The sequence below is a fragment of the Halopseudomonas sp. genome (genome assembly GCF_038130085.1).
GTDB lineage: Bacteria > Pseudomonadota > Gammaproteobacteria > Pseudomonadales > Pseudomonadaceae > Halopseudomonas.
The window spans coordinates 36,441-63,099 of sequence record NZ_JAYPMU010000012.1; the positions used below are offsets into that span (position 1 = coordinate 36,441).

Below are 26,659 nucleotides of genomic sequence, written 5' to 3' on the forward strand. Positions count from 1 at the left end.
TAATCGCGCGTTTTTTTGTGCTGCTCGCAATAGGCCGCAGGCGTTTTACACCGGCGTTACCCGGCAGAACAGCGCCTTGATATAACCGGTTTCCGGGATGGCCGGATGCAACGGGTGATCAGCCCCCTGGAACCCACGCTCGGTGATGATCAGGTTGCGATCCAAGTGGCGACTCGCCCCCAGCAGCGCATCACGCAGGCGGTCTTCTTCCAGATGCATGGAGCAGGACGCCGAAACCAGAATGCCGTCCTTGTTGAGCAGTCGCATCGCCTGTTCATTGAGGCGACGATAGGCCGCCTCACCGTTACGGATATCCTTGCGCTTCTTGATGAAGGCTGGCGGATCGGCAATAACCACGTCGAAGCGCTCACCAGCGCCCTTCAGCTCCTTCAGCGCAGCCATGACATCGCCTTCAACCACCAGCATTTTTTCCGCAACACCGTTCAGCTCTGCATTAGCCTCGACCCGGTCGAGCGCAGGCGCAGAACTGTCAACGCACATGACTTCACTGGCACCGAAGGCCGCCGCCTGAACGCCCCAGCCGCCGACGTAGCTGTACAAATCCAGTACCCGCTTGCCCGCAACATAGGGTGCCAGACGTGCGCGGTTGGCGCGATGATCATAGAACCAGCCAGTCTTTTGCCCTTCACGAACAGGCGCCTCGAAGCGCACACCGTTCTCTTCCAGCGCAACGAGCTCAGGCATCTCGCCAAAGGCGTCCTCAACATAGGAATCCAGCCCTTCCAGCTTGCGCGCACCGCTGTCGTTCTTGAACAGCACAGCCTGCGGCTTGAACACCTGAACCAGCGCCTCGACGATAGCACCGCGCACGGCCTCCATGCCGGGGTTGGCAATTTGCACAACGAAGTAATCGCCGAACCGGTCAACCACCAGTCCCGGAAGAAAATCAGACTCACCGTACACCAGGCGATAGAAGGGTTTGTCGAACAGCCGCTCACGCAGGCTGAGAGCGACCTTGAAGCGATGCACCAGCAACGACTTGTCCAGCAGATGACTGGTATCGCGACTGAACATCCGCGCACAAATCAGGTTGTTGGGGCTGACGCAAACCAGACCGAGCGCTTTGCCGGAGGCCGTCTCCAGTTGCGCCTGCTGACCCGCCTCAAACGCGGTCAGCGGCGTCTGCGCAGTATCCACTTCGTTGCTGAAGACCCACAGGTGGCCTCCGCGAATGCGCCGATCGGCGTTGGCTTTGAGGCGCAGGCTGGGCAATGACATGGAGGGCTCCTGAAGCAGGCAAGGAAAAATGTAAGCGACTGGCCATTATACAGGGTGCCAAGCGCCCCAGTCTCCGGCTAAACTCGGCAGTTCAACTAATCAGTGGACCCAGGCTATGACATCGGAGCTCACCGACCAGCAGATCAGCAGCGCCCTGCAAGGCATCAGCGTACCACCGCAGCCGCAGATCATGGTCGACCTGCAGATGGAGCAACTGATGCCGGACCCGGACCCAAAGGTCATCGCCAAGCTGATCAGCCAGGACCCGGGCCTCTCGGGGAGCCTCCTGAAAGTCGTCAACTCGCCGTTCTTCGGTCTGGCCAATCGCATCAGCTCAATTCAGCAGGCCGTCAGTCTGCTCGGCGTCGGGCGCGTGGTGAATATCGTCAATGCCCAGTCCATTCGCGGCGAACTGACCGACGAAAACATCGTCAACCTGAACCGCTTTTGGGATAGTGCGCAGGACGTGGCCATGACCTGCATGACGCTAGCCAAGCGCATCGGCTGTGTTGAGCCTGACGAAGCCTACGCCCTCGGCCTGTTCCATAACTGCGGCATCCCGCTGATGCTCAGCCGCTTCCCGTACTACATCGAAGTGATGGAAGAGTCCTATGCGCAGAGCGAGAAGCGCCTGGTTGATGTAGAAAACGAACGCATGAACACCAACCATGCTGTGATCGGCTACTACACGGCGAAGTCCTGGCTGCTGCCACGCCACCTGTGTGACGCTATCGCCAGCCACCACAACGCAGAGCAGGTGTTCCTGTCACCACTGGGCAACGACCCGGTGCAGAAGAACCTGCTGGCGATTCTGAAAATGGCTGAGCACATCTGCCAAGCCTACCGCGTGCTCGGCAATCACTCGGTCGATCACGAGTGGAATGCGGTTGGCGCTGCCATTCTCGAGTACGTGGGTCTGTCCGAGTACGACTTCGAAAACCTGGAAGCCAACTGCCAGGAAATGACGGCGACCGGTGGCGACAGCTACTATCAGGACTGAGTCACCGCCAGCCCCTCAGGAGATAACGCATGACCACCCCGCTCGTAATCACCGTAATGTCTGCCGACAAACCCGGTCTGGTAGAAAGCCTGGCGCAAACCATCAACCGCCACGGCGGCAACTGGCTGGAAAGCCGGATGGCGCGCATGGCAGGGCAATTCGCCGGCATCCTGCGGGTTGACGTGCCCAATGATCAGCTCGAGGCGCTACGCGTCGACCTGGAGGGCCTCACCGCACAGGGCATCAATGTTCAGGTCGCCATTAGCGGTCAGGCCGACGAGCCGCAGCAGCGCACCCTGCAGCTGAGCCTGGTGGCCAACGACCGCGCCGGCATCGTACACGAGGTATCCCGTGTGTTGGCCAGCCACGGGGTCAACGTTGAGTCGCTGGAGACCGAGTGCACACCGGCACCGATGAGTGCCGACCTGCTGTTCAAGGCCCGCGCCCTGCTGGGGGTTTACCCGCAGACCGATCTGGATGCCCTGCGCGATGCGCTGGAAAATCTCACCGACGACCTGATGGTCGAGCTGCAAGACGCCGACTGAGCTGCCCTCCATCGCGGGGCTGACAAGCAGCCCTGCGATGCCTCTAGAGCAGGAAGGTCACGCCGACCTGGAACAACCGCTCGACTGCCTGCATATCGCGTTTGTCCGGCACAATCACGATAACGTGATCGCCTTCTTCGATCTGGGTGCTGTCGTGCGCAATCATAACGTCCTCACCGCGCACCAGCGCACCAACCATCGCACCAGGCGGCAACGGTAACTCATCGATCCTCTTACCCACTACCTGCGAGCTCTGCGCGTCGCCGTGGGCAATCGCCTCCATTGCCTCGGCGGTACCCCGTCGCAGCGAATGCACCGCCACCACATCACCACGACGCACATGGGTCAGCAACGCACCGATGGTGGCCTGCTGAGGTGAGATGGCGATATCGATACTGCCACCCTGCACCAGATCGGCGTAGGCTGGGTTGCTGATCAGGGTGATCACCGTCCGCGCCCCCATGCGCTTGGCCAGCATCGACGACATGATGTTGGCTTCATCATCGTTGGTCAGCGCCAGATAGACATCCGCTGCCTCGATACTTTCCTCCAGCAGCAGCTCACGATCGGAAGCGCTGCCGTTGAGCACTGTCGTGCGACGCAGGCGTTGTGACAGGAACTGACAGCGCGCCATATCCTGCTCAATGACCTTAACCCGGTAGTCGTCTTCCAGCACACTGGCCAGGCGCGCGCCAATATTACCGCCGCCGGCGATGATGATGCGTTTGTAGGGTTTTTCCCGCCGCCGCAGCTCGTTGAGTACCAGCCGGATATCCGGCCTGGCGGCGACGAAAAAGACCTCGTCACCATCCTGAATCAGGGTATCGCCGTCAGGAATCACCGCATGGTTCTTGCGGAAGATGGCAGCGACACGGATCTCCACCGCCGGCAGACGCTCGCGCAGCATCGAGATCCGCTGACCAACCAGCGCCCCACCGTTCGTTGCGCGCACCGCAACCAGCTGGGCCAGACCATCGGCAAAGTTGATCACCTGCAGCGCACCGGGATAACGGATCAGCTTCTTGAGGTGCTGGGTCACCAGTGCCTCGGGGTTAATCAGCACGTCGACCGGCACCGCGGCTTTGGAAAACAGCGCATGATTCTGCGTCATGTAGCCCTGCTCGCGCACCCGGGCAATTTTGTTCGGCACGTTGAACAGCGACTGAGCCACCTGGCAGGCGATCATGTTGACCTCGTCGCTGTTGGTAACAGCGACCAGCATGTCGGCATCCTCGGCACCGGCTTGCGACAAGGTGACCGGGTGCGCACCGTGGGCGCAGAGTGTCGTCACCCCGTTCACCCCGTGCAGCTCCTGAAGTAACTGCAGACGCTCAGGATTGCGGTCCACGACCGTAATGTGGTTTTTCTCGCCAACCAGTTGTTCAACCAGGCTGCGGCCTACCTGCCCGGCACCCAGCACGATGATGCGCATCATGCGTCATCCCCTTTAGATCTTTCGTTAGCCACGCCAGAACACCGGCGTAAAGAGCACCATCAACGTCAGCAGCTCCAACCGCCCCATCAACATGGCAAAAGACAGCAGCCACTTGGCAGCTACCGGCAGGGTAGCAAAGTTACCGGCCGGACCAATAATATCGCCCAGCCCCGGGCCGACGTTGGTCAGCGCCGTGGCCGCAGCAGTCAGACTGGTCATCAACTCCAACCCCATCAGCGCCAGCAGCAACGTCACCACCGCCAGCGTCATGAAAAACAGGAAGGAAAAGGCCACCGCCGAGAGAATGATGTCGTCCTGCACCGGCTTGCCGTTGTACTGGGTGACAAACACACCGCTGGGGTGAATCAGCTTGTTGATCTGACTGCGCAGGAACAGGTAGCTGAGCTGAAAGCGAAACACCTTCATGCCCCCACTAGTTGAGCCTGAGCAACCGCCGATAAACATCACAACGAAGAATAGCGCGATGCTGAACGTACCCCACTGGGTGTAGTCGGCTGAGGCGAAGCCGGTGGTGGTAATCACCGATACCAGATTGAATGTGGCCTGGGTAAAGGCTTCAAACGGTGCAAACACGTGCAGATCAATCAGGTCAGCGGTCAGCAACAGCGACACGGCCCCGATGATGCACAGAAAGCCGATCACCTGCTGATTGTTCAGCACCTGCAAAGAAGGGCGGCGGAAGAAGGCAATAAGCAGCGTGAATGGCAAGGCGCTCAGCGTCATGAACAGGATCGAGACCCAAAGCACGCCCAACGAAAACCGCCCCATGGAGCGATCGTCCGTCGCAAAACCGCCGGTCGACACGGTTGCCATGGAATGGTTGATCGCATCGAACAGGTTCATACCGGCGACCCAGTAACACAGCACGCAACTGACCGTCAGGCTGAGGTAGGTAACCACCAGTAGCCGCGCCAGCGACTGCACCCGGGGAATCGACTTGTCAGACCAGTCCGAGGACTCGGTATGGAACAGACGCATCCCGCCCACGCGCAGAAACGGCAGAATCGATACGGCCATGCCGATCACACCCAGGCCACCAATCCACTGCAGCAGCGAGCGCCAGAGCAGGAGGCTGGGTGCGAGGTGTTCGATACCGCTGAGAATGGTCGAGCCCGTGGTGGTGATTCCGGAAACCGCCTCGAAGACGGCGTCCTCTGCGCTGAGCTGGAAGTGACTGAAAAATAGCGGCAAGGCGCCAAACAGCGACATCAGGACCCAGCTAAGGCTGGTCAACAGATAGAGCTGACGTGACACGAGGTGAAACGCCTTGTCCCGGCAACTCAACACCAGCGCGAGACCGCAGCCGAGGGTAATTGCGAAAGACGTCAGAAAGACCTGCATTTCCGGGTCCTGTCGCCACCAGGCGAAGACCGCGACACTGAGCATCAAACCGGCCATGATCAGAATCAGGATGCCGCAGACAAACAGCACCGGACGCAAAAACCGCAACATGCAGGAGTTCCCCAGCCAGGAAAGTCGGCACATGATACTCGCCGCCCGGCCAAGACACTACGGTCAGGCAGAAACCGGTGTAGGCGGCATCCAGCGCGTCGACGCGAACCGGTCAAGCAACAGGTGCAGCAGATAGATCGCCGACAGCGACAACAGCACTGAGACAGACAGCGACCAGAATCGATACAGGTCACTGTAGAACAGGTCCTGCCGCGGCGTCAGATACTGGCCGAACAGAATGGCCATCGTCGTCAGCGCCGCAAAGCCCGCGCCGGAGCCGCCCTCCAGCATGTGCACCCGAGCAAACAGCATCAGGCAGACCCAGAGGCCAAGCGCGACAAAGGGCAACACGTCGAAGTGGTCCATCAGCACCAGTTGTACCACCAGCCCCAGATTGCAGCCCACCAGCGTACCCAGCGCGCGGTTCCAGCCAGCCGGACCGGCGCCGCGCCAGTTGAGCGGGAACAGCACCAGAATGCTCGCCACCTGAGCCGACAGCCCGCTCTGCAGGTTGAACACCTGAAATACGATGTACGACAGGGTTGCTACCGTGGTAGCCAGAATCACCTCGTGGCGCTGGGTACTGGCTGACTTGCGCATGGCAGGGCGCGGCTGGCGCGGCTCGACATCGGGAAACACCACCTGCATCAGCATGGCGATAAACAGGGTGCTGAACACCGACACCATATTGCTGGCGACGATGTCGCCAATGTCGGCCTGCGGATAGCTGGCAAAATGCAGCTGCATCGACATGTTCACCACCGACATGGCGCCGAAGAGGAAATTGGCACCACGGCTCATCTGGGTAAACAGCGCCGCAAACATGCCCATCACCAGCAGCGTCATCGGTACCGGCTTGTCACCGAACATCCCCTGCACCAGCAACACCGCCAGCGTCACAACCAGCATATTGGCGATGAACTGCCGCACCAGATGGGCATTGATTACCGGCACCAGCCCCAGCAGCAGGATCGGCTGCACCACAAAAAAGGCGCCATAATTCCAGCCCATCAGCTTGCACAGCAGAAACCCGAGCATGCCGCCAAAGGCGATGCGCAGACACTGGCGCACATCGTTGGTCTCAAGGTGCGTCTTGCTGGTGAGCAAAATGGGTTTCATGGCGACCTCAGTAGATGTAGTGCATCAGGCTGACGAGACGAACCTGCACGCCGCCCAGCCACTTGGCCGGCCCGCCCACCGGAAACAACTGCACGGTCGCGCGCGCCCCCGTGGGCAATCCGGGCAGCAGCTCGGGCTCCTCATCCAACACCAGATGCACGCGCTGACGCTGCGCGTCGCGCACCCAGCGATCAGAGGTTTCCGGCGCCGCCAGCGAACCGTCCGGCAACAATTGCCCCTGCTGCGTACCCGCAGCAATACCCGCCACGTGGGCCTCGAACACCCGACCGGGGATGGCATCGAAAACGATTGCAGCCGGTTCACCCACATCCATATGCACCAGCGACTTCTCGCGAAAATCCGCCACCACATCAGCGTCGTCTGCGACCAGAGCCGCCAGCGAGCTGCCGGCAACCGCGTAGGTCCCGGGGCGTACCTGCAGATTGGATACCACGCCGTCGCTTTCCGCGCGCACCTGTGTGTAGCTCAGATTCAACTTTGCCTGTGCCAGTGCATTGCGCGCCTGACGCAGACGCAGGTTGTCCTGATCACCTTGGCCGCGCTGCACCTCAAGCTGTTGCAGCTGCGCGCGCTGGCTTGCCACTTCGGCCTGCGCTGCCTGGTGACTGGCAACAATCTGCTCATAGCTCTGACGCGACACGTTGTGACTGGCCAGCAAGGTCTGCATGCGCTCACGTTCGCGTGCCAACTCGGCACTGCGCACCTCGGCCGAACGCACCTGCGCCTGTGCCGCGGCAATCGAGGCATCGATACCGGCGTTATCACGCTCGGCCGCCTCCAGCGCCAGCTGCGCCTGCTGTACCGCCAGCTCATAGGGGCGCGGGTCAATGCTGAACAGCAACTCGCCAGCGGCAACGTGCTGATTATCCGCCACCGCTACGTCGACCACCTGTCCGGAGACCTGCGGCGCAACGCGAATGACCGGGTGTATGACCCGAGATTGCGGTGTCATCGGCATCCACAGATCAGCCGCGAGGAAGTAGCAAAAGACCAGAGCAAACAACACCAGCGACGCCCGCACCCAACGGGCAAATACCTGATCCGGTGTCATGCGCCCCCCTCCTGCTCACTCGCGAGCAGCGCGCGGACATTGGCTTCCATGCCCAACAGCACTTCGGCAAAGGCGTCCAGCTGGGCGTCACTCAGGCCCGCGTAGATTTTCTTGCGCACCTGCTCCACGTGGACGCGCATGTCGGCCACCCGCTGATGACCTGCCGGGGTAAACCACAGCGCGTGCACGCGGCGGTCGCTCGGGTCACGGCGACGCTCGATCAATCCCTGCTCCTGCAGCTGGTTCAAGGTGCGCGTCAGCGACGGCATCTCGATCGCCAGCTCATCCGCCAGCACCTGCTGGGTGCAGCCCTCGCCCACCTTGACCAGGTGCAGCATCACACTCCAGCGCGCCTCGGTGATACCCAGGTCGCCCACCGCCTGATTAATTGCGGCGCGCCAGAGCCGGTGCACCCGCCCCATCGCCGCGCCCATCGAAGGCTTCAGCGTTTCGTGCAGCGCCAAAGCCGCTTGTTCTTCGTTCATGGATAACCTCGAAACATAGTTAGCCTGCTAACAATAAAGTCTACTCCTATAATTTTATTTAGCAAGCTACATATTTATTTCAAGGCACAGCTCCGGAACCGCCATCTAGGCAACACTGTCCCAGCTGCAGCTAATTCGCTAGAGTGCCGGGCTGCAATCGTTCAGAGGAAAGAGGTCATGTCATACATCGAAGAGTCGCTGTCCAGCGGCGAGGTCATTCACAAGGTGTTTCAACTGCACTGGTTCGCCAAGGTACCCATGTACTGCTGGCTGGCGCTGGGGCTGGTGACCTTCGGCCTTACCTGGCTGATTGCGCTGTATGAGTACTTTCGCCTGCGCTCGATCGAGCAAGGGGTGACCAACAAGCGGGTGATTCTGAAGACCGGCATCATCAGCCGGCATACCGAAGAGATGAAGCTCAGCTCAATCGAAACCGTCGAGATCGAGCAGAGCATCTGGGGCCGCATGTTTGGCTACGGCACAGTAAAGCTGACTGGCCGCGGCATCAGCGACGTCAAGTTCCGTAATATTGACGACCCAATGTACGTCAAGCGCGAGATCGAGAGCGTCAGCAACCCAATCGACTGAGCCGGGGCTGTTGACGCCTCAGAGCAGGAACAGCGTCGCCAGACCCAGAAAGGCGAGGAAGCCGACTACGTCGGTGACCGTGGTCAGGATGACGCTACCCGCCAGCGCCGGGTCGACCCCAAACCGGCGCAGCAACAACGGAATAGCCAGGCCGGATACCGCCGCGCACAGCAGGTTAAGCAAAATGGCTGCAGCGATAACGGCACCGAGTTGCCAGTTGCCAAACCAGGCCACCGCCAGCCCTGCGACCACCAGCGCCCACAGCACACCATTGAGACAGGCGATGCCGATCTCCTTGCTGAGCAGCAGCCGCGCGTTACCACCCTCTACCTGGCCTAGCGCCATCCCGCGTACCACCAGGGTCAGCGTCTGGCTGCCAGCAATACCGCCCATACTGGCGACAATCGGCATCAGCACCGCCAGCGCCACCAGTTGCTCCAGAGTGCCCTGGAACAAACCGATCACCCAGGCGGCAAGGAAGGCGGTAACCAGATTGATGCCCAACCAGATCGCCCGGCGACGACTGCTGGTCAGCACCGGGGCGAACATGTCAGCCTCATCGTCCAGACCCGCCATGCTCATCATGGTCCGCTCGGAATCTTCGCGGATCAGGTCAACCACGTCATCGACGGTAATACGACCAAGCAGCAGCCCGTCCTCGTCGACCACCGCGGCGGACAGAATATCCAGGTCCTCAAACCGGCGCGCCACCTCATGGCTGGGCAGCATCACATCGAGCGGCTGGAAGTCGCCATCCATGACGTCGCTGACCAGCACTTCCGGCGGACTGGTTACCAGTCGACTGAGGCGCAGCACCCCCTGGTAGCGGTTCTTGCGGTCGACCACCATTACCTTGTCAGTATGGTCTGGCAGATCCTCGAGCAAACGCAGGTAGCGCAGCACCGACCCCACCCGCACATCGACCCGCACCGAGATCTGGTCGGTGTTCATCAGACCACCGGCAGAATCCTCCGGGTAGGACAGCATCGACATCAGCTGCTGCCGCTTGCGTACGTCCATGGCCTGCAGCAGTTGGCGACCGCTGTCGCTCGGCAGCGCCTGAATCAGGTCAACCAGGTCATCCAGATCGAGCTTGCGGGCAGCGGCGACCAGCTCATCCTCATCCATCTCCAGCGCCAGTCGGGCGCGGACCTCGTCATGCAGGTGGACGAGGATCTTGCCCGCGCGCTCGGCGTCGAGCATCTCCCAGACGGTGGTTCGCTCAGCCGGTGGTAAGGATTCCAACAGGCCGGCGGCCTTGGCCGGGTGCATCTGCCGGAACGCCTTGCCGACCCGTTTGAACTTGCCCGCCTCGAGCGCATCACGCACCCGGGCGATCTGGGTGGTGGCGCCCTCTCCTTCCTCTTCCTCATCGGTCAGGTCAGAGGTATCGGGCTCGCGGCGCAGCTGGGCGCCGAGCAGCGGTGTCAGGTGCTTGAGCACCTGTTCTTCGCGGTCGTCGTCGATATGCTGCCAGAGCGCCAGGCGCTGGGTGCCATCAAGCGCTTCCAGCAGGCTGGCCACCTTGCCCGGGTGCATGCCACGCAACAGCTTGCGCACCCGCTTGCGCTTGTCCCGGTGCAACGCCTCGATAATGGCGTCCAGCTCGGTGCGGGTGGTCTGGCTGTCGGTGTCGGTCATAGGCAGGCGTGCTCCAGCAGCGTTCAACGTGATGGTTAATGTACCGTTCAGAGACGCCCCAAACCACACACAAACCACATAATCAGCACAAACAGGGTCGCCACACTGCCGGCATCGTCCATCAGGGAGACCCGACATGAAAACCGCAATCGCCTGGCTGCTGCTCAGCATCAGCCTGTTCAGCACCACCATTCTGGCCGACGCCGGCAGCGATAGCCCGGCAACCGGCATGTTCCTGCTGCGCAGTGATGACGGCAGCTGGCAACCCGCGCTGCTGCTCAACACCGATATGCAGGTGCAGATCAGCGGCCCGGTCGCCGAAGTACAGGTTCGCCAATCCTTCAGCAACCCCGGCGGCGCCTTTGCCGAAGGCCGCTATGTGCTGCCGACCAGCGAGAGTGCCGCCATCCACGCGATGACCCTGGAAATCGGTGAACGCCGGATCAACGGCCAGATTCAGGAGCGCGAACAGGCACGCAAGACCTACCAGCAGGCCCGTGACAACGGCCAGCGCAGCGGCCTGGTCGAGCAGCAGCGCCCGAACCTGTTCAGCACCTCGGTCGCCAACATCGGCGCGGGCGAAACCATCAGCGTCATTCTCAGCTACACCGAACTGCTGCAACCGGACGCCGGACGTTACAGCCTGCGCCTGCCGCTGACCATGACCCCGCGCTACAACGCCCGCCCGCAGCCGGTCGACGGCCAGCAGCACAGGCCGCGCGGCAGCTCTGCCAGCCCGGAGGGCCCGATTGCTGCCAGCCTCTGGCGTGACGGCCCCTCTCACCAGGCCGATATCCAGATCACTCTGGACAGTGGCTTTGCCCTGCACAGCCTGAGCAGCCCCAGCCACGCGATCAGCAGCCACTTTGACGGCCGCCAGTACCGCATTCAGCTGCTGGAAAACCCGGTGGTGATGGATCGCGACTTCGTCCTCAACTGGCAACTGCCGAGCGAGGCCGGCAATCAGGTCGCCGTGTTCACCGAGCAGGTGGGCGAAGACCACTACGCGCTGATGATGCTCTCCCCTGCCGCCGAACCGGTTAGCCGCGAGCGCCAGCCGCGCGAGGTATTTTTGATTCTCGACACCTCAGGCTCGATGCAGGGCGAGCGCATTCGCCAGGCGCGCAGCAGCCTGATTCACGCACTCGGCCGCCTGCAGCCCGAAGACCGCTTCAACGTGCTCGAATTCAACAGCGAGTACAGCATGCTCTACCGCGAACCGGTGCCGGCCAGCGCAGACAACCTGAGTGAGGCCCGCAGCTGGGTGGCCGGGCTGCCCGCCGGTGGCGGCACCGAAATGCTGCCGGTACTGCGCGCGGCCCTGACTCAGCCGAACGCGCCGGGCTATCTGCGCCAGTTGATCTTTATCACCGACGGGTCGGTCAGCAACGAACGCGAGGTGCTGAAGATGATCCAGCAACGTCTGCGTCAGGCACGTATCTTCACCGTCGGCATTGGCGCTTCCCCCAACAGCTTTCTGCTGCGCAAGGCGGCCGAAGTAGGCCGCGGCCAATTCACCTCGATTGATGACCGCGCCGGCATTGGCGAGTCCATGGAGCGGCTGTTCGAAAAACTGGAGTCACCGGTGCTGACCCACCTGCGGCTGGAACTGCCCGAAGGCATCGACGCCGAAATCTGGCCGCAGAAACTGCCCGACCTGTACAGCGACCAGCCGCTGCTGATTGCCATGAAACTCAACCAGCTGCCGGAGAAAGTCGCCCTGCACGGCCGTCAACCGGAGCTGTGGGAGCAACACCTGCAGATTCCCGAGCCACAGCAGGGCAACGGCATCGCCCGGATCTGGGCTCGGCGCAAAATCGAAGCCGCAATGGACCGCCTGAACGAGGGTGCAGGCGAAGACGAGGTACGCGATCTGGTGTTGCCGGTAGCGCTGGAGCATCAATTAATGAGCCGCTTTACCAGCTTTGTCGCGGTCGAGGAGCAACCGGTGCGCGACGCCGACGAGCCACTGGACAGCCAGTTGGTGCCAAACCTCAATCCGGTCGACCACCGCTTGTATCCGCAAACCTCGCTGGGGCTCACCGGCCTCTGGACACTGGCTCTGGCGCTGCTACTGAGCGCGTTTATCGTCCTCAACTGGAAGCCGCGCCATGCGTAAGCTGATTGCCACTGCCCTGCTGCTGGGAACCATTGCCGTCGCAGCTCAAGGCAGCTGGCTGCAGGCCAAGGCGTGGCTGGCCCAATGGTTGATCGCCGACGCCTGGGCCGAGCAGCTGCAGGCGGGCACGCCGAGCAAACCCTGGCCCTGGGCCGACACTTGGCCGGTTGCCAAGCTGACCACGCCCGACGGCGAGGCCCGCTATGTGCTCGACAGCGTCAGCGGTCAGGCGCTGGCCTTCGGTCCGGGGCAACTGGATAACGGCGTGGCACCGGGGCAAACCGGCACGCTGCTGCTGGCCGGGCATCAGGACAGTCACTTTGCCTTCGTCGAGCAGCTGCAGACCGGGCAAGTGCTGACGCTGCAGGACGCCACCGGCCGCGAGTACCGCTACCGTGTCGCGACCCAGCGCATCGTCGACAGCCGCCTTGAGCCGATGGTGCTGCAACACGATCGCGCCGAACTGCGGCTGGTCACCTGCTACCCGTTCCGCGCCCTGACCAGCGGCGGGCCGCTGCGCTATGTGGTCACCGCCTGGCTGGAGGAACCTGCCTCGTGATTGCAATGCCGCTGGAGAACCCGCGACAATCGGCGGACGATTCACGGACAGAGCAGACCATGCCGGACAGGATTCTGATTATCGAGGACGAGCCCGCCATCGCCGATGCACTGGTGTACGCGCTGGGTACCGAGGGCTTCGACGTGCACTGGTGCAGTCTGGCTGGCGACGGCATGCAGTGGCTGCGGGACAATCCGGTCGACCTGCTGGTACTCGACGTTGGCCTGCCCGACGAAAGCGGCTTCGAAGTCTGCCGCCGCATCCGCCAGTTCTCGGCCATGCCGATCATGTTTCTGACCGCGCGCAAGGAAGAGGTCGACCGCATCGTCGGACTCGAGATCGGCGCCGACGACTACGTGGTCAAGCCGTTCAGCCCACGGGAGATTTCCGCCCGGGTGCGCGCCATTTTGCGCCGCACCCGCGCCGAGCCGCTGACTAGCGACAGCACCGAGTCCGCCGAGCTGTTTCTGCACGACGCCGAGCGGCGTCGAATTCGCTATCACCAGCAGTGGCTGGAGCTGACCCGCTACGAGTATCTGATTCTCAGTACCCTGCTACGCCGCCCCGAACATGTACTCAGCCGTGATCAATTGATGGAAGCGGTCTGGGCCGACCCCGGCGCCAGCCTTGACCGGGTCATCGACACCCACATCAAGGGTATCCGCACCAAGCTCAAACGCATCCTGCCCAGCCACGACCCGATCGTGACCCACCGCGGGCTCGGCTACAGCATTAACCCGCAGCTTCCGGACCGTCGCGCATGAGCCTGAGTACCCGCCTGCTGCTCGGCTGGTTTGTCATCGCCGGGCTGGCCACGGTGCTGTTTCTCAACAGCATCCTCAATCAGGTGCCCTCGTCCGTGCGCCAGGCCAGTGAAGAGGTGATGGTCGACAGCGCCAACCTGCTGGCCGAAGTCGCCGAGCAGCACTGGCAACAGGGCTTTGCCGCAGACAGCCCGTTTACCACTGCAATCAGCCGCTACCTCGCCCGCCCGCTGGATGCGCAGATCTGGTCACGGCACAAGACTGGCACCGAGTTGGTGATTTACCTGACCGACCTCAACGGCACCGTGCTCTACCATACCGATCCAAGCCAGATCGGCGCTGACTACTCGCGCTGGCGAGATGTGTCGCTTACCCTCCGCGGCGAATACGGCGCCCGCACCACGCGCATCGACCCCGAGGACGACACCAGCAGCCTGATGTACATCGCCGCGCCGGTCTATCAGGGCGATCAACTGGTCGGCGTGCTGACGCTGGGCAAGCCGAACGCCAGCCTGCATCCGTTCATCACCTTGGCCCACGGCTATTTCTGGCAGCGCGGTGGCGTAATCCTGCTTGGCGCGTTGCTGCTCGGTGCCGGTATGGCCTTCTGGCTGAATCGCTCGGTCAGGCGGCTGGTCGACTACGTTGAAAAGGTTCGCCATGGTGAGCGGGTCAGCCCGCCGCAATTGGCCGACAAGGAGCTGGCGCGCCTGGCCGCTGCGACCGAAGCGATGCGCCGGGAGATCGACGGCAAAGCCTACGTCGAGCAGTACGTGCACACCCTGACTCACGAGATGAAGTCGCCGCTGTCGGCCATTCGCGGCGCCGCCGAACTGCTGCAGGAGGGCGATGTACCGGCGCCCATGCGCGAGCGCTTTCTGGCCAATATCGACGGCGAATCCCTGCGCCTGCAGCGGCTAGTCGACCGCCTGCTGTCACTGGCCGGGGTCGAAAAGCGCCAGGCGCTGGAGCAAACCGAAAGCATTGATCTGGCCGAGATTGCCGCCATTGAACTGGAAGCCAAGCGCCCGCTGGCCGAGCGCAAGGGCCTGACGCTAGCGTTGGACAGCGGCGCCGACTGCACGTTGGCGGGTGATCGCTTTTTACTCGAACAGGCGATCAGCAACCTGCTCGACAACGCCATCGAGTTCAGCCTGCCCGGCGGCACCATCGCAGTCCACATCGGTGCCAACGACTCGACGCTGAGTCTGCGCGTACGCAACGACGGGCCAGCGGTTCCGGACTATGCATTGGGTCGGGTATTCGAGCGCTTCTATTCCCTGCCGCGGCCGGACGGCCAGCGCAAGAGCACCGGTCTGGGGCTGAGTTTTGTCAGGGAAATCGCCAGACTGCACCACGGCCGGGTGAGCCTGAATAACCGCACGGAAGGCGGCGTGGAGGTAGAACTCGTGCTGCGTAAGGAAGATCAAACGGGAGAGGGTCACCCCTCTCCCGTTTGATACTGACGATCTCAGTCCTCGTAGGACTCGATCGGCGGGCAGGCGCAGAACAGGTTGCGGTCACCGTAGACGTTGTCGATACGGTTCACGCTCGGCCAGAACTTGTTGGCCGCGACCCAGGGCTGCGGGAACACCGCTTCTTCACGCGTGTAAGCACGCTGCCAGTCACCGGTGATGTCAGCCAGGGTGTGCGGTGCGTTGTGCAGCGGGTTGTCCTCTGCAGTCCACTCGCCCTGTTCGACCTTGCGGATCTCGGCACGGATGGTCAGCATCGCGTCGATGAAGCGATCCAGTTCGGCCTTCGACTCACTCTCGGTCGGCTCGATCATCAGGGTACCGGCCACCGGGAAAGACATGGTCGGTGCGTGGAAGCCAAAGTCCATCAGGCGCTTGGCAACGTCTTCCTCACTGATACCCGAGGCCGCCTTGAGCGGACGGATGTCGATGATGCACTCGTGCGCTACTCGGCCGTTACGGCCGCTGTACAGCACCGGGTAGGCATCGCCCAGACGCGTGGCCAGGTAGTTTGCGTTGAGGATCGCAACCGAGGTGGCCTGACGCAGACCGATGGCGCCCATCAGGGCGATATAGGTCCAGCTGATCGGCAGGATGCTCGCGCTGCCCCACGGCGCCGCGCTGACCGCACCGTTTTCCGGGTTCGGGCCATCCAGCGGTACCACCGGGTGGTTGGCAACGAACGGCGCCAGATGCGCCTTGACGCCGATCGGACCCATGCCCGGGCCGCCGCCGCCGTGCGGAATGCAGAAGGTCTTGTGCAGGTTCATGTGCGACACATCGGCGCCAATGTCCGCCGGACGGGTCAAACCCACCTGCGCGTTCAGGTTGGCGCCATCCATGTACACCTGACCACCGTGCTGGTGGATGATCTCGCAGATCTCGCGGATACCTTCCTCGTACACACCGTGGGTCGACGGGTAGGTGATCATCAGGCAGGACAGGTTGTCGGCGTTGTCGGCCGCCTTCTGACGCAGGTCAGCCACATCCACGTTGCCCTGCTCGTCGCAGTTGACCAGCACCACGCGCATGCTTGCCATCATCGCCGAGGCCGGATTGGTACCGTGCGCCGAGGTCGGAATCAGACAGACGTTGCGGTGGCCTTCGTCGTTGCTTTCGTGGAACTTGCGGATCGCCAGCAGACCCGCGTACTCGCCCTGCGCGCCGGAGTTCGGCTGCATGCAGATGGCGTCGAAGCCGGTGATGGTGCGCAGCATGGCTTCCAGCTCGTCGATCATCTGCTTGTAGCCTTCGGCCTGCGCCAGCGGGACGAACGGGTGCAGCTGACCGAACTCCGGCCAGGTGATCGGGATCATCTCGGTGGTGGCGTTCAGCTTCATGGTGCAGGAGCCGAGCGGGATCATCGCGTGGTTGAGCGCCAGATCCTTGTTCTCCAGCGACTTGATGTAGCGCAGCATCTCGGTTTCGGAGTGGTAGCTGTTGAACACCGGGTGGGTCAGGAACGCGGAGGTACGACGCAGGGCCGCCGGGATACCCATTTCGGTAGCGCTGACCTTGGCATCCAGCGCGGCCACGTCCTGACCGTGCGCAGCACCGGCAAAGGCGGCCAGCAGCTGATCGATGGTCGCGCGGGTGGTGGTTTCGTCCAGGCTAACGCCGAGGTGATCAGCATCGATCACGCGCAGGTTGATACGCGCTGAACGGGCACGCTCCAGAATCTCACGGGCCTTGCCCGGCACCTTCAGGGTCAGGGTGTCGAAGAAGGTCGCGTTGCTACGCTCGATACCCTGCGCGCTCAGGCCTTCGGCCAGAATCGCAGTCAGACGCTGCACGCGCTCGGCGATCAGCTTGAGGCCCTGCGGGCCGTGGTAGACCGCATAGAAGCTGGCGATGTTGGCCAGCAACACCTGTGCGGTACAGATATTCGAGTTCGCCTTCTCGCGGCGGATGTGCTGCTCGCGGGTCTGCAGCGCCATACGCAGTGCGCGGTTACCACGGGTGTCGACGGACACACCGATGATGCGGCCCGGCATCGCGCGCTTGTAGGCATCGCGGGTGGCGAAGAATGCGGCATGCGGTCCGCCATAGCCCATCGGCACACCAAAGCGCTGCGCCGAACCAAAGACTACGTCGGCGCCCAGCTCGCCCGGCGGGGCCAGCATGGTCAGCGCCAGCAGGTCAGCGCCTACACAGGCCAGACCTTTCTGCGCCTGAACCTGCTCGATCAGCGGCTTGATATCGCGAATTTCGCCCCAGGTCGTCGGGTATTGGAACAGAGCGCCGAAGACTTCGTAGTCGCCCAGTTTGCTGACGTCATCGACCACGACATCGAAGCCAAAGGCCTCGGCGCGGGTCAGGACAACAGAGATGGTCTGCGGATGGCAATCCTGATCAACGAAGAACAGGTTGCTCTTGCTCTTGGCAACGCGCTTGGCCAGAGCCATGGCTTCGGCTGCGGCAGTCGCTTCGTCCAGCAGCGAGGCGCTGGCCAGTTCCATACCAGTCAGGTCGATGGTCAGTTGCTGAAAGTTCAGCAGCGACTCCAAACGGCCCTGGGCAATTTCCGGCTGGTACGGGGTGTAGGCGGTGTACCAGCCCGGGTTTTCCAGCACGTTGCGCAGGATCACGGTCGGGGTCAGGGTGCCGTAGTAGCCCATGCCGATACAGGAGGTGAAGATCTGGTTGCGGCCAGCAACCTGCTTCAGGTAGTCCAGCACCTCGGCCTCACTGCGGGGGCCATCCAGCGCCAGCAGATCATTGCGCAGAATGCTCTGCGGCACGGTCTCGGCAACCAGCGCTTCCAGCGACTCGGCGCCCAGGGTGGACAGCATGGCGTGCTGCTCAGCGGCGTCCGGGCCGATGTGACGGCGGATGAAAGCGTCGGTCTGTTCCAGCTCGACGAGGCTCGGGGTGTGGCTCATGGGGTGTACCTGTGCAAAGTGTGAAAGCAAAAAGCCCCGACGCGAATCAGGGCTTCAGCACTACAACAAACAGCAGCTGATCAGATGGAGGCGCCGTAGGCAGCAGCGTCCATCAGTTTGTCCAGCTCGGCCGCATCGCTCGGCTTGATCTTGAAGAACCAAGCGTCGCCGTACGGTGCGCTGTTGACCAGCTCAGGGGAGTCAGCCAGCGCGTCGTTGACGGCAACGATCTCGCCGCTGATCGGCGCGTAGATGTCGGAAGCGGCCTTGACCGACTCGACTACCGCGCACTCTTCACCGGCAGCGACTTCGCGACCTACCTCGGGGCACTCGACGAAAACCACGTCGCCCAGCAGGTCCTGCGCGTGATCGGTGATACCAACAGTCACGGTGCCATCGGCTTCCAGACGGGTCCACTCGTGGCTGGAGGCATAACGCAGTTCGGCGGGAATGTTGCTCATGGAAATATCCTCGGGAGTTGAATCAATGCTTATTCGATGACCGACTGGCCGTTACGCACGAAGCTGGGCTTCACCACGCGCACGTCCAGCAGCTTGCCGCGAATCTCGACCTTGGCGCTGCTGCCGGTCGCACGCGGCACGCGGGCCAGTGCGATGGAGTAACCCAGAGTCGGGGAAAAGGTGCCGCTGGTGATTTCGCCTTCGCCGACACCCTCGACGATGACTTTCTGGTGGCCGCGCAGCACCGCGCGCTCTTCCAGCACCAGACCAACCAGCTTGGGTTGATCGCCGGCGGCTTTCTGGGCTTCCAGTGCCTGACGACCGATAAAGTCGCGCTCGGCCGGCTCCCAGGCAATGGTCCAGGCCATGTTGGCCGCCAGCGGGGAAATGCTTTCGTCCATATCGGAGCCGTACAGGTTCATACCGGCTTCCAGACGCAGGGTGTCACGCGCACCCAGACCGCATGGCTTGCAGCCCGCGCCCAGCAGCGCCTGCCAGAAATCCGCGGATTGCTCAGCCGGCAGCATGATTTCCAGGCCGTCTTCACCGGTGTAACCGGTACGGCCGATGAACCAGTCGCCCGACGGCAGCCCCTGGAATGGCTTGAGATCGCTGATCAGCGCAGCGCGGTCATCACTGACAACCGACTTGACCAGCTCCAGCGCCTGCGGGCCCTGAACTGCAATCATCGCCAGCTCGGCGCGTTCGGTCAGGTTGACGGCAAAGGATTCCGCCTGCTTGTTCATCCAGGCCAGGTCTTTCTCGCGGGTAGCCGCGTTGACTACCACGCGGTAGCCATCGCCAGCCAGATAGACGATCAGGTCGTCGATCACGCCGCCCTGCTCGTTGAGCATGCCGCTGTAGAGCGCCTTGCCCGGGGTTTTCAGTCGCGCGACGTCGTTGGCCAGCAGATATTGCAGAAAGGCCTGCGCTTCGCTGCCGTCGACATCGACCACGGTCATGTGCGACACATCAAACATGCCGACAGCGCGGCGCACCTGATGGTGTTCTTCGAGCTGGGAGCCGTAGTTGATCGGCATATCCCAGCCGCCAAAATCGACCATCTTGGCACCAGCAGCGAGGTGCTGGTCATACAGAGGTGTCCGCAAGGCCATTGCGCCGTCCTTCAATCCGGGGGTTGCAAAGGGCGAATTGTAGCCGCAAACCCGCGTTCTGTGCAGCCCGTCGATCAGCGCGTACGGCGACTGACCGGTTGAGCCGAGCGCCGAATCAATACGATCACTGGTAACAACCCGGTTGCCACCAGCGTGATGGCTGGCAGCGCCGCTCTAGGCCAGTCACCTTCGGCAGTCAAGCTGTGAATGCGCACGGCCAGGGTGTCCCAGCCAAACGGTCGCATCAACAGCGTTGCCGGCATTTCCTTGAGCACATCAACGAAAACCAGCAGACCGGCGCTGAGCAGGCCCGGCACCAGCAGCGGCAAATAGACGCGCCAAAATACGCTGAAGCCGGAATGTCCCAGGCTATGTGCGGCTTCGGGCAGCGCCGGCCGAATGCGCGCGAGCGACGTATCGATTGGACCGCTGGCAACCGCCATAAAGCGAATCAGGTAGGCCAGCAGCAGCGCAAACAGGCTGCCAAGCAACCAGGGGCGCGGCTCCTCGATGCCCAACCACCCCTGCAGCGGAACCAGCAGCTGGTTATCGGCGAAGCTGAACGCGAACATGATACCGACGGCCAGCACCGAACCCGGCAGCGCATAGCCGAGGTTGGCCACAGCAACGGCCGAGCGCACCCGACGCATCGGCTGCAGCCGGCGTGCCAGCACCATGAGCAGCGCGACGCTGACGGTCGTGAACGCGGCAATGCCACCGAGGGCCAGCGTATTACGGATCAGCGACCAGTAACGATCATCGAAGTCATTGCGGGCGCTGGTCAGCAACCAGTAAAACAGCTGTAGCAGCGGAATCACGAAGGCCACTGCCAGCACCAGCAGGCAATAACCGGTGGCCAGCCAACCTCTCGCACCGGTCAGGCGAAACAGTGGGCCCTGGCGCGGCTTGTCCACGCCGGGGAAGCGGCGGCTGCCTTGGGCCCGGCGCTCTGCATACAGTGCCAGCAGTACGAACAGCAACAGCAGACTGGCGAGCTGGGTCGCGGTCTGCAAACTGTAAAACCCATACCAGGTCTTGTAGATCGCCGTGGTGAAGGTGTCGTAGTTGAATACCGATACCGCGCCGAAGTCAGCCAGGGTCTCCATCACTGCCAGCGCCGCACCGGCGCCAATCGCCGGCCGGGCCATCGGCAGCGCCACGCGCCAGAACGCATGCCAGGGGCTGTGCCCGAGAATCCGCGCAGCCTCCATCAGACCGCGCCCCTGCGCCAGAAACGCGCCGCGGGCCAGCATGTATACGTAGGGGTAGAACACCAGCACCAGCACGAAGATCACGCCACCGGTGGAACGGATGGAAAACATCCGGAAATCGTTGCCTAGCCAGCCACGAAGCAGGGTTTGCAGTGGCCCGGCAAAATCCAGCAAGCCGATCATGACGAACGCCAGCACGTAGGCGGGTACGGCAAAAGGCAGCATCAGTGCCCAGTCGAGCCAACGGCGCCCCGGAAACTCACAAAGGCTTGTCAGCCACGCCAGACTGACACCAAGCAGCACCACTCCGCTCGCCACCCCCACCGCAAGCAACAGGGTATTGCCCAGCAGCCGAGGCATTTGCGTTTCCAGCAGGTGACTCCAGATAGCCGAATCCAGACTACTCCAGCTCAACGCCAGCACCAGCAGCGGCATCAATACCAGCGCAGCGCCAGCGTAGGCTACAACGCGCCAATGGGGCTTGGAAACAACGGACGGAAGCGGCACTCAGACTCCTGCGAGCTCAACCAGTGGAGCAAAAACAACAACGCCCGGCGAGGCCGGGCGTGCAGTATATCGGCAAAATCGCGCTGGATCAGTGCCAGCCAACGCGATCCATCAACATGATGGCTTCGGCCTGGCGACGACCAGCCACTTCAACGTTGACGTCGTCACGCTTGAACGAACCCCAGGAGCCAACTTCTTCAGAAGGGGCGACCGACTCGTTGGCCGGGAACTCTTGGTTAACGTCAGCAAACACGCGTTGCGCCTCTTCGGTGGTCAGCCACTCGAGGAAGGCAATCGCGCCGCGGCGATGCTTGGCGTAGTGAGTTACGCCGGCGCCGGAGATGTTGACGTGTACACCCCGATCATCCTGGTTCGGCCAGAACAGTTTGATCGGCAGCTCGGGATTGGCGGCTTCAAGGCGACCGAAGTAGTAGCTGTTGAGGATGCCGACGTCACACTGACCGGCAGCGATGGCATTGAGCAGTGCAGTGTCATCCGGGAACACCGGGGTTGCCAGATTGCCAACCCAGCCCTGCAGGACTTCGGTGGTGCGCTCAACACCGAGGGATTCCATCATGGTCGCGGTCAGCGACTGGTTGTAGACCTTCTTGGCGGTGCGCAGGCACAGACGACCAGCCCAGGCTTCGCCTGCCAGCGCCTCGTAAGTGCTCAGTTCAGCCGGATCAACCCGGTCAGTGGAGTAGGCAATGGTACGTGCGCGCAGCGACAGACCGGTCCAGTAACCACCAGCAGAGCGGTACTTGGCAGGAATGTTGGCGTTGATGATGTCGGACTCAACCGGGCGCAGCACACCTTGCTGTTCGGCCTGCCAGAGGTTACCGGCGTCGACGGTAATCAGCAGGTCGGCCGGCGTATTGGCGCCTTCGGCTTTCAGGCGAGCCAGCAAGGGCGCTTCGCTGTCGGTGATGAACTGAAAGGTGGTACCGGTCTTCTCGGTGTACAGGTCGAACACCGGCTTGATCAGGTGGTCCTGACGGGCCGAATAGACCACCAGTTCATTGGCTTGAGCGATACCGCTCAGGGTACTGATGGCCAGACCAAAGACTGCCAGCTTGCGGATCACAGACATGAAAACGCCTCTCCGTTGGGAAAATGAAAACAGATGATAATCATTCCCTATTGCACTGGCAATGCGACGTGCTGACCCAGTGCGTCGCGAGATGTTACAGATCAGCCGCGCGCCAGGTTTGGCAGCTCGCCGCCCAACCCCATCGCCTGGCGCATCACCCCGGCCTTGAGCCGCGGCGCACGATCGAACAGTTGCATGCCCGTGTTGCGCAGCCAACGCAGCGGCAGCGCATCAGCATGAAACAGACGCTCAAAACCTTCCATCGCCGCCATCACCGCCAGATTGTTACCCATGCGAGCGCGCTCATAGCGCTCCAGCACGGCCAGATCGGCGATATTTTCCCCACGCTCAAGGGCTGCCAGCAGCACATCTGCCAACTGCGCGGCATCGAGAAAACCGAGATTGACGCCCTGCCCCGCCAACGGATGAATACTGTGAGCAGCATCGCCTAGCAACGCCAAACCGGGCATCACATAACGTTTTGCATGGCGCTGGCGCAGCGGTATGCAGACCCGGCGATCCGCGCCGACCACCGGCCCAAGCCGGTACTCAAGCGCCTCGGCCAAGGCGGCAACGAAACGTTCGTCGTCCAACGCCATGATCCGCTCGGCCGCCTCGGGCAGCAGCGACCAGACGATTGAACAGTAGTGCTTGCCGTCACGCGACGGCAGCGGCAGAAAGGCCAGAGGCCCGGTGGGCAAAAACCGCTGCCAGGCGGTATCCTGATGCGGCTCTGACAGCTCGACCGTGGTTACCACCGCATGATGCAGGTAATCCCACTCACGCATCGCAAATCCGGCCAGCTCACGCACCTGGGAGCGCGCGCCGTCTGCAGCCAGGATCAGCGGCGCATACAGTTGCCGACCGTCATCCAGATTGAGCCGCCAGCCAGCGTCCTCCTGCACCAACCCGCGCACGCGACTATCGCCGAGCAACTCGACCGACTCGTCCTGCAACACCGACAGCAGCGCGTTCTGCACCTGCCAGTTCTCGACGATGTGACCGAGCCGCTGTTCGCTCAGAGCATGGGCATCAAAACGGACTTCACCGGTGCCCTCAGCATCCCAGACGCACATGTGGCGATACGCGCAGCGGCGCTCTGCGGGTATCCGCTCCCAAGCGCCCACGGCGCGCAGAATTTGCTCGGATGCAGCGCTCAGCGCGCTGACACGCGGGTCGTAACCGGAGGCACTGGCTGGCTCCGGCAGGGCTTGCAGTGACTGGGCATCCAGCAGTGCCAACCGCAGTCCGCTATTAGCCAGCGCACAGGCCAGCGCTGAGCCAACCATGCCGGCACCCACCACAATCAGATCAAAACGCTGCTGCATCTGCGCGCTCCAGAGTCATCCCTTCAGGCCCATCGCCTGACGGGCAAACACCGATTTAAGCGGTGCCACGATATCCATCCCCAACAATCCCAGGTTGCGGCCAGCGGCCAATACCGGCCGACGGTTGCTGAACAGCCGGGTCAGCCAGTCGCTGAAGGCTATGGTCTGCTGCTGATCCAGACGTTGACGGCTGAGATAACTGCCCAGCAACTGCAGATCTCCGGGCGACTGCTCTGCTGCTGCACACACCAGCGTGTCAGCCAGTGCCATGGCATCGCGCAGACTGAGATTAAACCCCTGCCCGGCGATCGGGTGCAGGCTGTGCGCCGCGTTCCCCAGCACCACCAGACCGCTGCGTACCTGCTCTTCTGCCTCAATCAGGCTGAGCGGATAGGCATAGCGCAGACCGACGCGTTTGAGCGCGCCCATGCGAAAGCCAAAGGCCTCTTGCAGCTCCTCGAGAAAGGCAGCGTCAGACAGCGCCATGACCGCATCGGCCTGCGCCTCAGGCAGGGTCCAGACCAGCGCACTGCGCCCGCCGGACATCGGCAGCAGCGCCAGCGGCCCGCTGCGGGTAAAGCGTTCGTAGGCCACACCATCATGGCCCTGCGAACTGGTGATATTGGCGATGATCGCTGTCTGGCCGTAGGGGCGCACCTGGCGATGAATACCCAACTGTTCCAGCAGCCCGGAGCGACCGCCATCGGCGACCACCAACAGATCCGTCGCCTGCTCGTGCAGCTGGCCGTGCTCCTCAACCTGCATCAACCAGCCGCTGCGCGCCGGCTCCGCGCGGACTACCCGCGCTGGCGCCTGCCAGCGCACCACCGCAGGATCCAGCGCTGCCAGTAGCACCTGCCCGAGTACGGCGTTTTCAACCACGTACCCCAGCGCGGGCACTCGCTCTTTCTCAGCAAACAGCCGAGTCACACCGGGGTGGCCGCGGTCGGACACATGAATCTGCCGGATCGGCTCTACTCGGCTGGCGAGTTCATCCCAGATGCCAAGCTGTTCAAACATCAGGCGGCTGCCGTGCGACAGCGCGGTTGAACGCGCATCAAAACTCGGCTGCGCCTGCCCGACGGCCGGTGGCTGCGCCTCAATCAGATTGATGCGCCAGCCACAGCGCGCTGCGTGCGGCTGCAATGCCAGTGCCAGGCTGGCACCAACCATGCCACCACCGACAATGCTGATATGGCGGGTCACGCCGGCTCGGCCTCAGGCTGACGCGCGGCGGCCATCAACGCCTCGATCTCATCCGGGTCCTTCGGCACATTGCCGGTGAGGACCTGATAGCCGGTTTTGGTAACCACCACATCATCCTCGATACGGATACCAATACCGCGCCACTTCCGCGGCACCGTGTCGTCGTCCGGCGCGATATAGATACCGGGCTCGACGGTCATCACCATACCCGGTTCCAGCTCGCGCCAGACTCCACCCACCCGGTACTCGCCAACGTCGTGCACGTCCATGCCCAACCAATGACCGAGACGGTGCATGTAAAAACGCCGATAGGCTTCACTGGCGATGAGTTCGTCGACGTCACCCTTGAGCAGCCCGAGATCGACCAGTCCGCTGGTGATCGCCCGCACGCTGGCGTCATGAGATTCGTTCCAGCTGTGACCCGGACCGATGACAGCCATGGCCGCTTCCTGAGCGGCCAATACGATGTCGTAGATCGCCCGTTGCTCGGCCGTGAACTTGCCGTTGGCCGGGAAGGTGCGGGTAATGTCACTGGCGTAGCAGTCCAGCTCGCAACCGGCATCAATCAGTACCAGGTCGCCATCGCGAACCTGCGAGGTGTTTTCGGTGTAATGCAGAATGCAGCCATTGACGCCGGCCGCGACAATCGACGAGTAGGCTGGAGAGCGGCTGCCGTGGCGCATGAAGCAGTGCTGCAGCTCAGCCTCGATCTGGTATTCGTAAACACCGGGGCGACAGAACTGCATGGCGCGCACATGGGCCTGGCAGGAAATGTCCGCAGCCGCCTGCATGACCTTCAGCTCGCCAGCGCTCTTGTACAAACGCATGTCGTGCAGCAGGTGGTCGAGCGCGAGGAACTCTTTCGGCGGCTGGGCACCAAGGCGCGCCTTGCTGCGAATCAGGTTGATCCAGTTGGTCAGTCGACGGTCGAAGTCGGCGTTGGCGCCCATCGCGTAATAGACGCGCTCGCGCCCTTCGATCAGCCCCGGCAAAATGTCGTCGATGTCGTTAATCGGGAACGCATCGTTGGCGCCGTATTCAACTACAGCGCCTTCCTGCCCGGCGCGGTAGCCGTCCCACAGCTCGCGTTCCTTGTCACGCTCGCGACAGAACAGCACGTACTCGCCGTGCTCGCGGCCCGGCACCAGCACGGCCACCGCCTCCGGCTCGGGGAAGCCGGTCAGATACTGAAAATCGCTGTCCTGACGGTAATTGTGCTCGACATCACGGTTGCGGATGAACACCTGCGCCGCCGGCAGAATGGCGATGCTGTTGGGTTCCATCTGGCTCATCAGCGCCTTGCGGCGACGGGCATATTCGGCCTTGGTGATTCGCATGCTTACCT

22 protein-coding genes are annotated in these 26,659 nt (G+C 62.4%); 7 read left to right on the forward strand and 15 right to left on the reverse strand.

Annotation, left to right across the window (positions count from 1 at the left end; genetic code table 11):
* Window positions 1-45: 45 nt before the first annotated feature.
* Entirely contained in the window at window positions 46-1,239 is a 1,194-nt protein-coding gene (locus AAFM31_RS10745; protein WP_341707921.1) for a class I SAM-dependent rRNA methyltransferase, read from the reverse strand.
* A gap of 115 nt (window positions 1,240-1,354) precedes the next feature.
* Between AAFM31_RS10745 and AAFM31_RS10750 the strand changes: the two genes are divergently transcribed.
* Together AAFM31_RS10750 and AAFM31_RS10755 are read left to right on the forward strand one after the other, a co-directional pair.
* Window positions 1,355-2,239, forward strand: a complete 885-nt coding sequence (locus AAFM31_RS10750; RefSeq protein ID WP_341707922.1) for an HDOD domain-containing protein — start codon at window positions 1,355-1,357, stop codon at window positions 2,237-2,239.
* Window positions 2,240-2,268: 29 nt separating this feature from the next.
* Entirely contained in the window at window positions 2,269-2,784 is a 516-nt protein-coding gene (locus AAFM31_RS10755) for an ACT domain-containing protein (protein WP_341707923.1), read from the forward strand.
* Between the two features lie 43 nt (window positions 2,785-2,827).
* On the opposite strand, the gene trkA is transcribed toward AAFM31_RS10755, so the two are convergent.
* The 5 genes from trkA to AAFM31_RS10780 all read right to left on the reverse strand — a co-directional run bounded on the left by trkA (window position 2,828) and on the right by AAFM31_RS10780 (window position 8,368).
* Window positions 2,828-4,216, reverse strand: a complete 1,389-nt coding sequence (gene trkA / locus AAFM31_RS10760; protein ID WP_341708010.1) for a Trk system potassium transporter TrkA — start codon at window positions 4,214-4,216, stop codon at window positions 2,828-2,830.
* Window positions 4,217-4,243: 27 nt separating this feature from the next.
* Complete coding sequence (locus AAFM31_RS10765; protein WP_341707924.1) at window positions 4,244-5,692, reverse strand: TrkH family potassium uptake protein; 1,449 nt, start codon at window positions 5,690-5,692, stop codon at window positions 4,244-4,246.
* Between the two features lie 63 nt (window positions 5,693-5,755).
* Window positions 5,756-6,811, reverse strand: a complete 1,056-nt coding sequence (locus AAFM31_RS10770; RefSeq protein ID WP_341707925.1) for a DUF2955 domain-containing protein — start codon at window positions 6,809-6,811, stop codon at window positions 5,756-5,758.
* Between the two features lie 7 nt (window positions 6,812-6,818).
* On the reverse strand, window positions 6,819-7,883 hold the full coding sequence (locus AAFM31_RS10775) for an HlyD family secretion protein (protein ID WP_341707926.1): 1,065 nt from the start codon (window positions 7,881-7,883) through the stop codon (window positions 6,819-6,821).
* Window positions 7,880-8,368 (reverse strand): MarR family transcriptional regulator, encoded by a 489-nt coding sequence (locus AAFM31_RS10780; protein WP_341707927.1) that lies wholly within the window; start codon window positions 8,366-8,368, stop codon window positions 7,880-7,882. Before AAFM31_RS10780 ends, AAFM31_RS10775 begins: the two co-directional genes overlap by 4 nt.
* Window positions 8,369-8,545: 177 nt before the next feature.
* Between AAFM31_RS10780 and AAFM31_RS10785 the strand changes: the two genes are divergently transcribed.
* Window positions 8,546-8,956: a PH domain-containing protein gene (locus AAFM31_RS10785; RefSeq protein ID WP_341707928.1), complete on the forward strand. Its 411-nt coding sequence runs from the start codon at window positions 8,546-8,548 to the stop codon at window positions 8,954-8,956.
* 18 nt (window positions 8,957-8,974) lie between these two features.
* On the opposite strand, the gene mgtE is transcribed toward AAFM31_RS10785, so the two are convergent.
* Window positions 8,975-10,597 (reverse strand): magnesium transporter, encoded by a 1,623-nt coding sequence (gene mgtE / locus AAFM31_RS10790; RefSeq protein WP_341707929.1) that lies wholly within the window; start codon window positions 10,595-10,597, stop codon window positions 8,975-8,977.
* 136 nt (window positions 10,598-10,733) lie between these two features.
* Between mgtE and AAFM31_RS10795 the strand changes: the two genes are divergently transcribed.
* The 4 genes from AAFM31_RS10795 to creC are packed head-to-tail and all read left to right on the forward strand — an operon-like array spanning window position 10,734 to window position 15,499.
* Entirely contained in the window at window positions 10,734-12,716 is a 1,983-nt protein-coding gene (locus tag AAFM31_RS10795; RefSeq protein ID WP_341707930.1) for a marine proteobacterial sortase target protein, read from the forward strand.
* Window positions 12,709-13,275 (forward strand): class GN sortase, encoded by a 567-nt coding sequence (locus AAFM31_RS10800; RefSeq protein WP_341707931.1) that lies wholly within the window; start codon window positions 12,709-12,711, stop codon window positions 13,273-13,275. Before AAFM31_RS10795 ends, AAFM31_RS10800 begins: the two co-directional genes overlap by 8 nt.
* Window positions 13,276-13,334: 59 nt before the next feature.
* On the forward strand, window positions 13,335-14,039 hold the full coding sequence (gene creB / locus AAFM31_RS10805) for a two-component system response regulator CreB (RefSeq protein ID WP_341707933.1): 705 nt from the start codon (window positions 13,335-13,337) through the stop codon (window positions 14,037-14,039).
* Window positions 14,036-15,499, forward strand: coding sequence for a two-component system sensor histidine kinase CreC (gene creC / locus AAFM31_RS10810; protein WP_341707934.1), 1,464 nt, complete (start codon window positions 14,036-14,038; stop codon window positions 15,497-15,499). Before creB ends, creC begins: the two co-directional genes overlap by 4 nt.
* A gap of 11 nt (window positions 15,500-15,510) precedes the next feature.
* Here the strand turns inward: creC and gcvP are convergent, their stop codons facing one another.
* The 8 genes from gcvP to pepP all read right to left on the reverse strand — a co-directional run bounded on the left by gcvP (window position 15,511) and on the right by pepP (window position 26,651).
* The gene (gene gcvP, locus AAFM31_RS10815) at window positions 15,511-18,396 is read right to left on the reverse strand and encodes an aminomethyl-transferring glycine dehydrogenase (RefSeq protein ID WP_341707935.1); all 2,886 of its coding nucleotides are present in this window, start codon (window positions 18,394-18,396) and stop codon (window positions 15,511-15,513) included.
* 80 nt (window positions 18,397-18,476) lie between these two features.
* Complete coding sequence (gcvH, locus tag AAFM31_RS10820; RefSeq protein ID WP_341707936.1) at window positions 18,477-18,857, reverse strand: glycine cleavage system protein GcvH; 381 nt, start codon at window positions 18,855-18,857, stop codon at window positions 18,477-18,479.
* Window positions 18,858-18,886: 29 nt separating this feature from the next.
* Window positions 18,887-19,972, reverse strand: coding sequence for a glycine cleavage system aminomethyltransferase GcvT (gcvT, locus tag AAFM31_RS10825; RefSeq protein WP_341707937.1), 1,086 nt, complete (start codon window positions 19,970-19,972; stop codon window positions 18,887-18,889).
* 74 nt (window positions 19,973-20,046) lie between these two features.
* Window positions 20,047-21,618: an ABC transporter permease gene (locus tag AAFM31_RS10830; protein ID WP_371833032.1), complete on the reverse strand. Its 1,572-nt coding sequence runs from the start codon at window positions 21,616-21,618 to the stop codon at window positions 20,047-20,049.
* 160 nt (window positions 21,619-21,778) lie between these two features.
* Window positions 21,779-22,780: an extracellular solute-binding protein gene (locus AAFM31_RS10835; RefSeq protein ID WP_341707939.1), complete on the reverse strand. Its 1,002-nt coding sequence runs from the start codon at window positions 22,778-22,780 to the stop codon at window positions 21,779-21,781.
* A gap of 101 nt (window positions 22,781-22,881) precedes the next feature.
* Complete coding sequence (locus tag AAFM31_RS10840; RefSeq protein WP_341707940.1) at window positions 22,882-24,108, reverse strand: FAD-dependent monooxygenase; 1,227 nt, start codon at window positions 24,106-24,108, stop codon at window positions 22,882-22,884.
* 15 nt (window positions 24,109-24,123) lie between these two features.
* On the reverse strand, window positions 24,124-25,314 hold the full coding sequence (gene ubiH / locus AAFM31_RS10845) for a 2-octaprenyl-6-methoxyphenyl hydroxylase (RefSeq protein ID WP_341707941.1): 1,191 nt from the start codon (window positions 25,312-25,314) through the stop codon (window positions 24,124-24,126).
* Entirely contained in the window at window positions 25,311-26,651 is a 1,341-nt protein-coding gene (gene pepP / locus AAFM31_RS10850) for a Xaa-Pro aminopeptidase (RefSeq protein ID WP_341707942.1), read from the reverse strand. The genes ubiH and pepP overlap by 4 nt, the downstream gene beginning before the upstream one ends.
* Window positions 26,652-26,659: the final 8 nt, after the last annotated feature.

What these genes read in the sequence shown, in the direction of transcription:
- AAFM31_RS10830 (WP_371833032.1), bottom strand. Translation starts at nt 21,618, where the DNA reads ATGCCGCTGCTGGTGCTGGCGTTGAGCTGGAGTAGTCTGGATTCGGCT.
- trkA (WP_341708010.1), bottom strand. Translation starts at nt 4,216, where the DNA reads ATGCGCATCATCGTGCTGGGTGCCGGGCAGGTAGGCCGCAGCCTGGTT.
- AAFM31_RS10750 (WP_341707922.1), top strand. Translation starts at nt 1,355, where the DNA reads ATGACATCGGAGCTCACCGACCAGCAGATCAGCAGCGCCCTGCAAGGC.
- gcvH (WP_341707936.1), bottom strand. Translation starts at nt 18,857, where the DNA reads ATGAGCAACATTCCCGCCGAACTGCGTTATGCCTCCAGCCACGAGTGG.
- AAFM31_RS10840 (WP_341707940.1), bottom strand. Translation starts at nt 24,108, where the DNA reads ATGCAGCAGCGTTTTGATCTGATTGTGGTGGGTGCCGGCATGGTTGGC.
- AAFM31_RS10780 (WP_341707927.1), bottom strand. Translation starts at nt 8,368, where the DNA reads ATGAACGAAGAACAAGCGGCTTTGGCGCTGCACGAAACGCTGAAGCCT.
- gcvP (WP_341707935.1), bottom strand. Translation starts at nt 18,396, where the DNA reads ATGAGCCACACCCCGAGCCTCGTCGAGCTGGAACAGACCGACGCTTTC.
- AAFM31_RS10745 (WP_341707921.1), bottom strand. Translation starts at nt 1,239, where the DNA reads ATGTCATTGCCCAGCCTGCGCCTCAAAGCCAACGCCGATCGGCGCATT.
- AAFM31_RS10795 (WP_341707930.1), top strand. Translation starts at nt 10,734, where the DNA reads ATGAAAACCGCAATCGCCTGGCTGCTGCTCAGCATCAGCCTGTTCAGC.
- creC (WP_341707934.1), top strand. Translation starts at nt 14,036, where the DNA reads ATGAGCCTGAGTACCCGCCTGCTGCTCGGCTGGTTTGTCATCGCCGGG.
- AAFM31_RS10775 (WP_341707926.1), bottom strand. Translation starts at nt 7,883, where the DNA reads ATGACACCGGATCAGGTATTTGCCCGTTGGGTGCGGGCGTCGCTGGTG.
- AAFM31_RS10755 (WP_341707923.1), top strand. Translation starts at nt 2,269, where the DNA reads ATGACCACCCCGCTCGTAATCACCGTAATGTCTGCCGACAAACCCGGT.
- AAFM31_RS10800 (WP_341707931.1), top strand. Translation starts at nt 12,709, where the DNA reads ATGCGTAAGCTGATTGCCACTGCCCTGCTGCTGGGAACCATTGCCGTC.
- AAFM31_RS10835 (WP_341707939.1), bottom strand. Translation starts at nt 22,780, where the DNA reads ATGTCTGTGATCCGCAAGCTGGCAGTCTTTGGTCTGGCCATCAGTACC.
- AAFM31_RS10770 (WP_341707925.1), bottom strand. Translation starts at nt 6,811, where the DNA reads ATGAAACCCATTTTGCTCACCAGCAAGACGCACCTTGAGACCAACGAT.
- gcvT (WP_341707937.1), bottom strand. Translation starts at nt 19,972, where the DNA reads ATGGCCTTGCGGACACCTCTGTATGACCAGCACCTCGCTGCTGGTGCC.
- AAFM31_RS10765 (WP_341707924.1), bottom strand. Translation starts at nt 5,692, where the DNA reads ATGTTGCGGTTTTTGCGTCCGGTGCTGTTTGTCTGCGGCATCCTGATT.
- AAFM31_RS10785 (WP_341707928.1), top strand. Translation starts at nt 8,546, where the DNA reads ATGTCATACATCGAAGAGTCGCTGTCCAGCGGCGAGGTCATTCACAAG.
- creB (WP_341707933.1), top strand. Translation starts at nt 13,335, where the DNA reads ATGCCGGACAGGATTCTGATTATCGAGGACGAGCCCGCCATCGCCGAT.
- pepP (WP_341707942.1), bottom strand. Translation starts at nt 26,651, where the DNA reads ATGCGAATCACCAAGGCCGAATATGCCCGTCGCCGCAAGGCGCTGATG.
- mgtE (WP_341707929.1), bottom strand. Translation starts at nt 10,597, where the DNA reads ATGACCGACACCGACAGCCAGACCACCCGCACCGAGCTGGACGCCATT.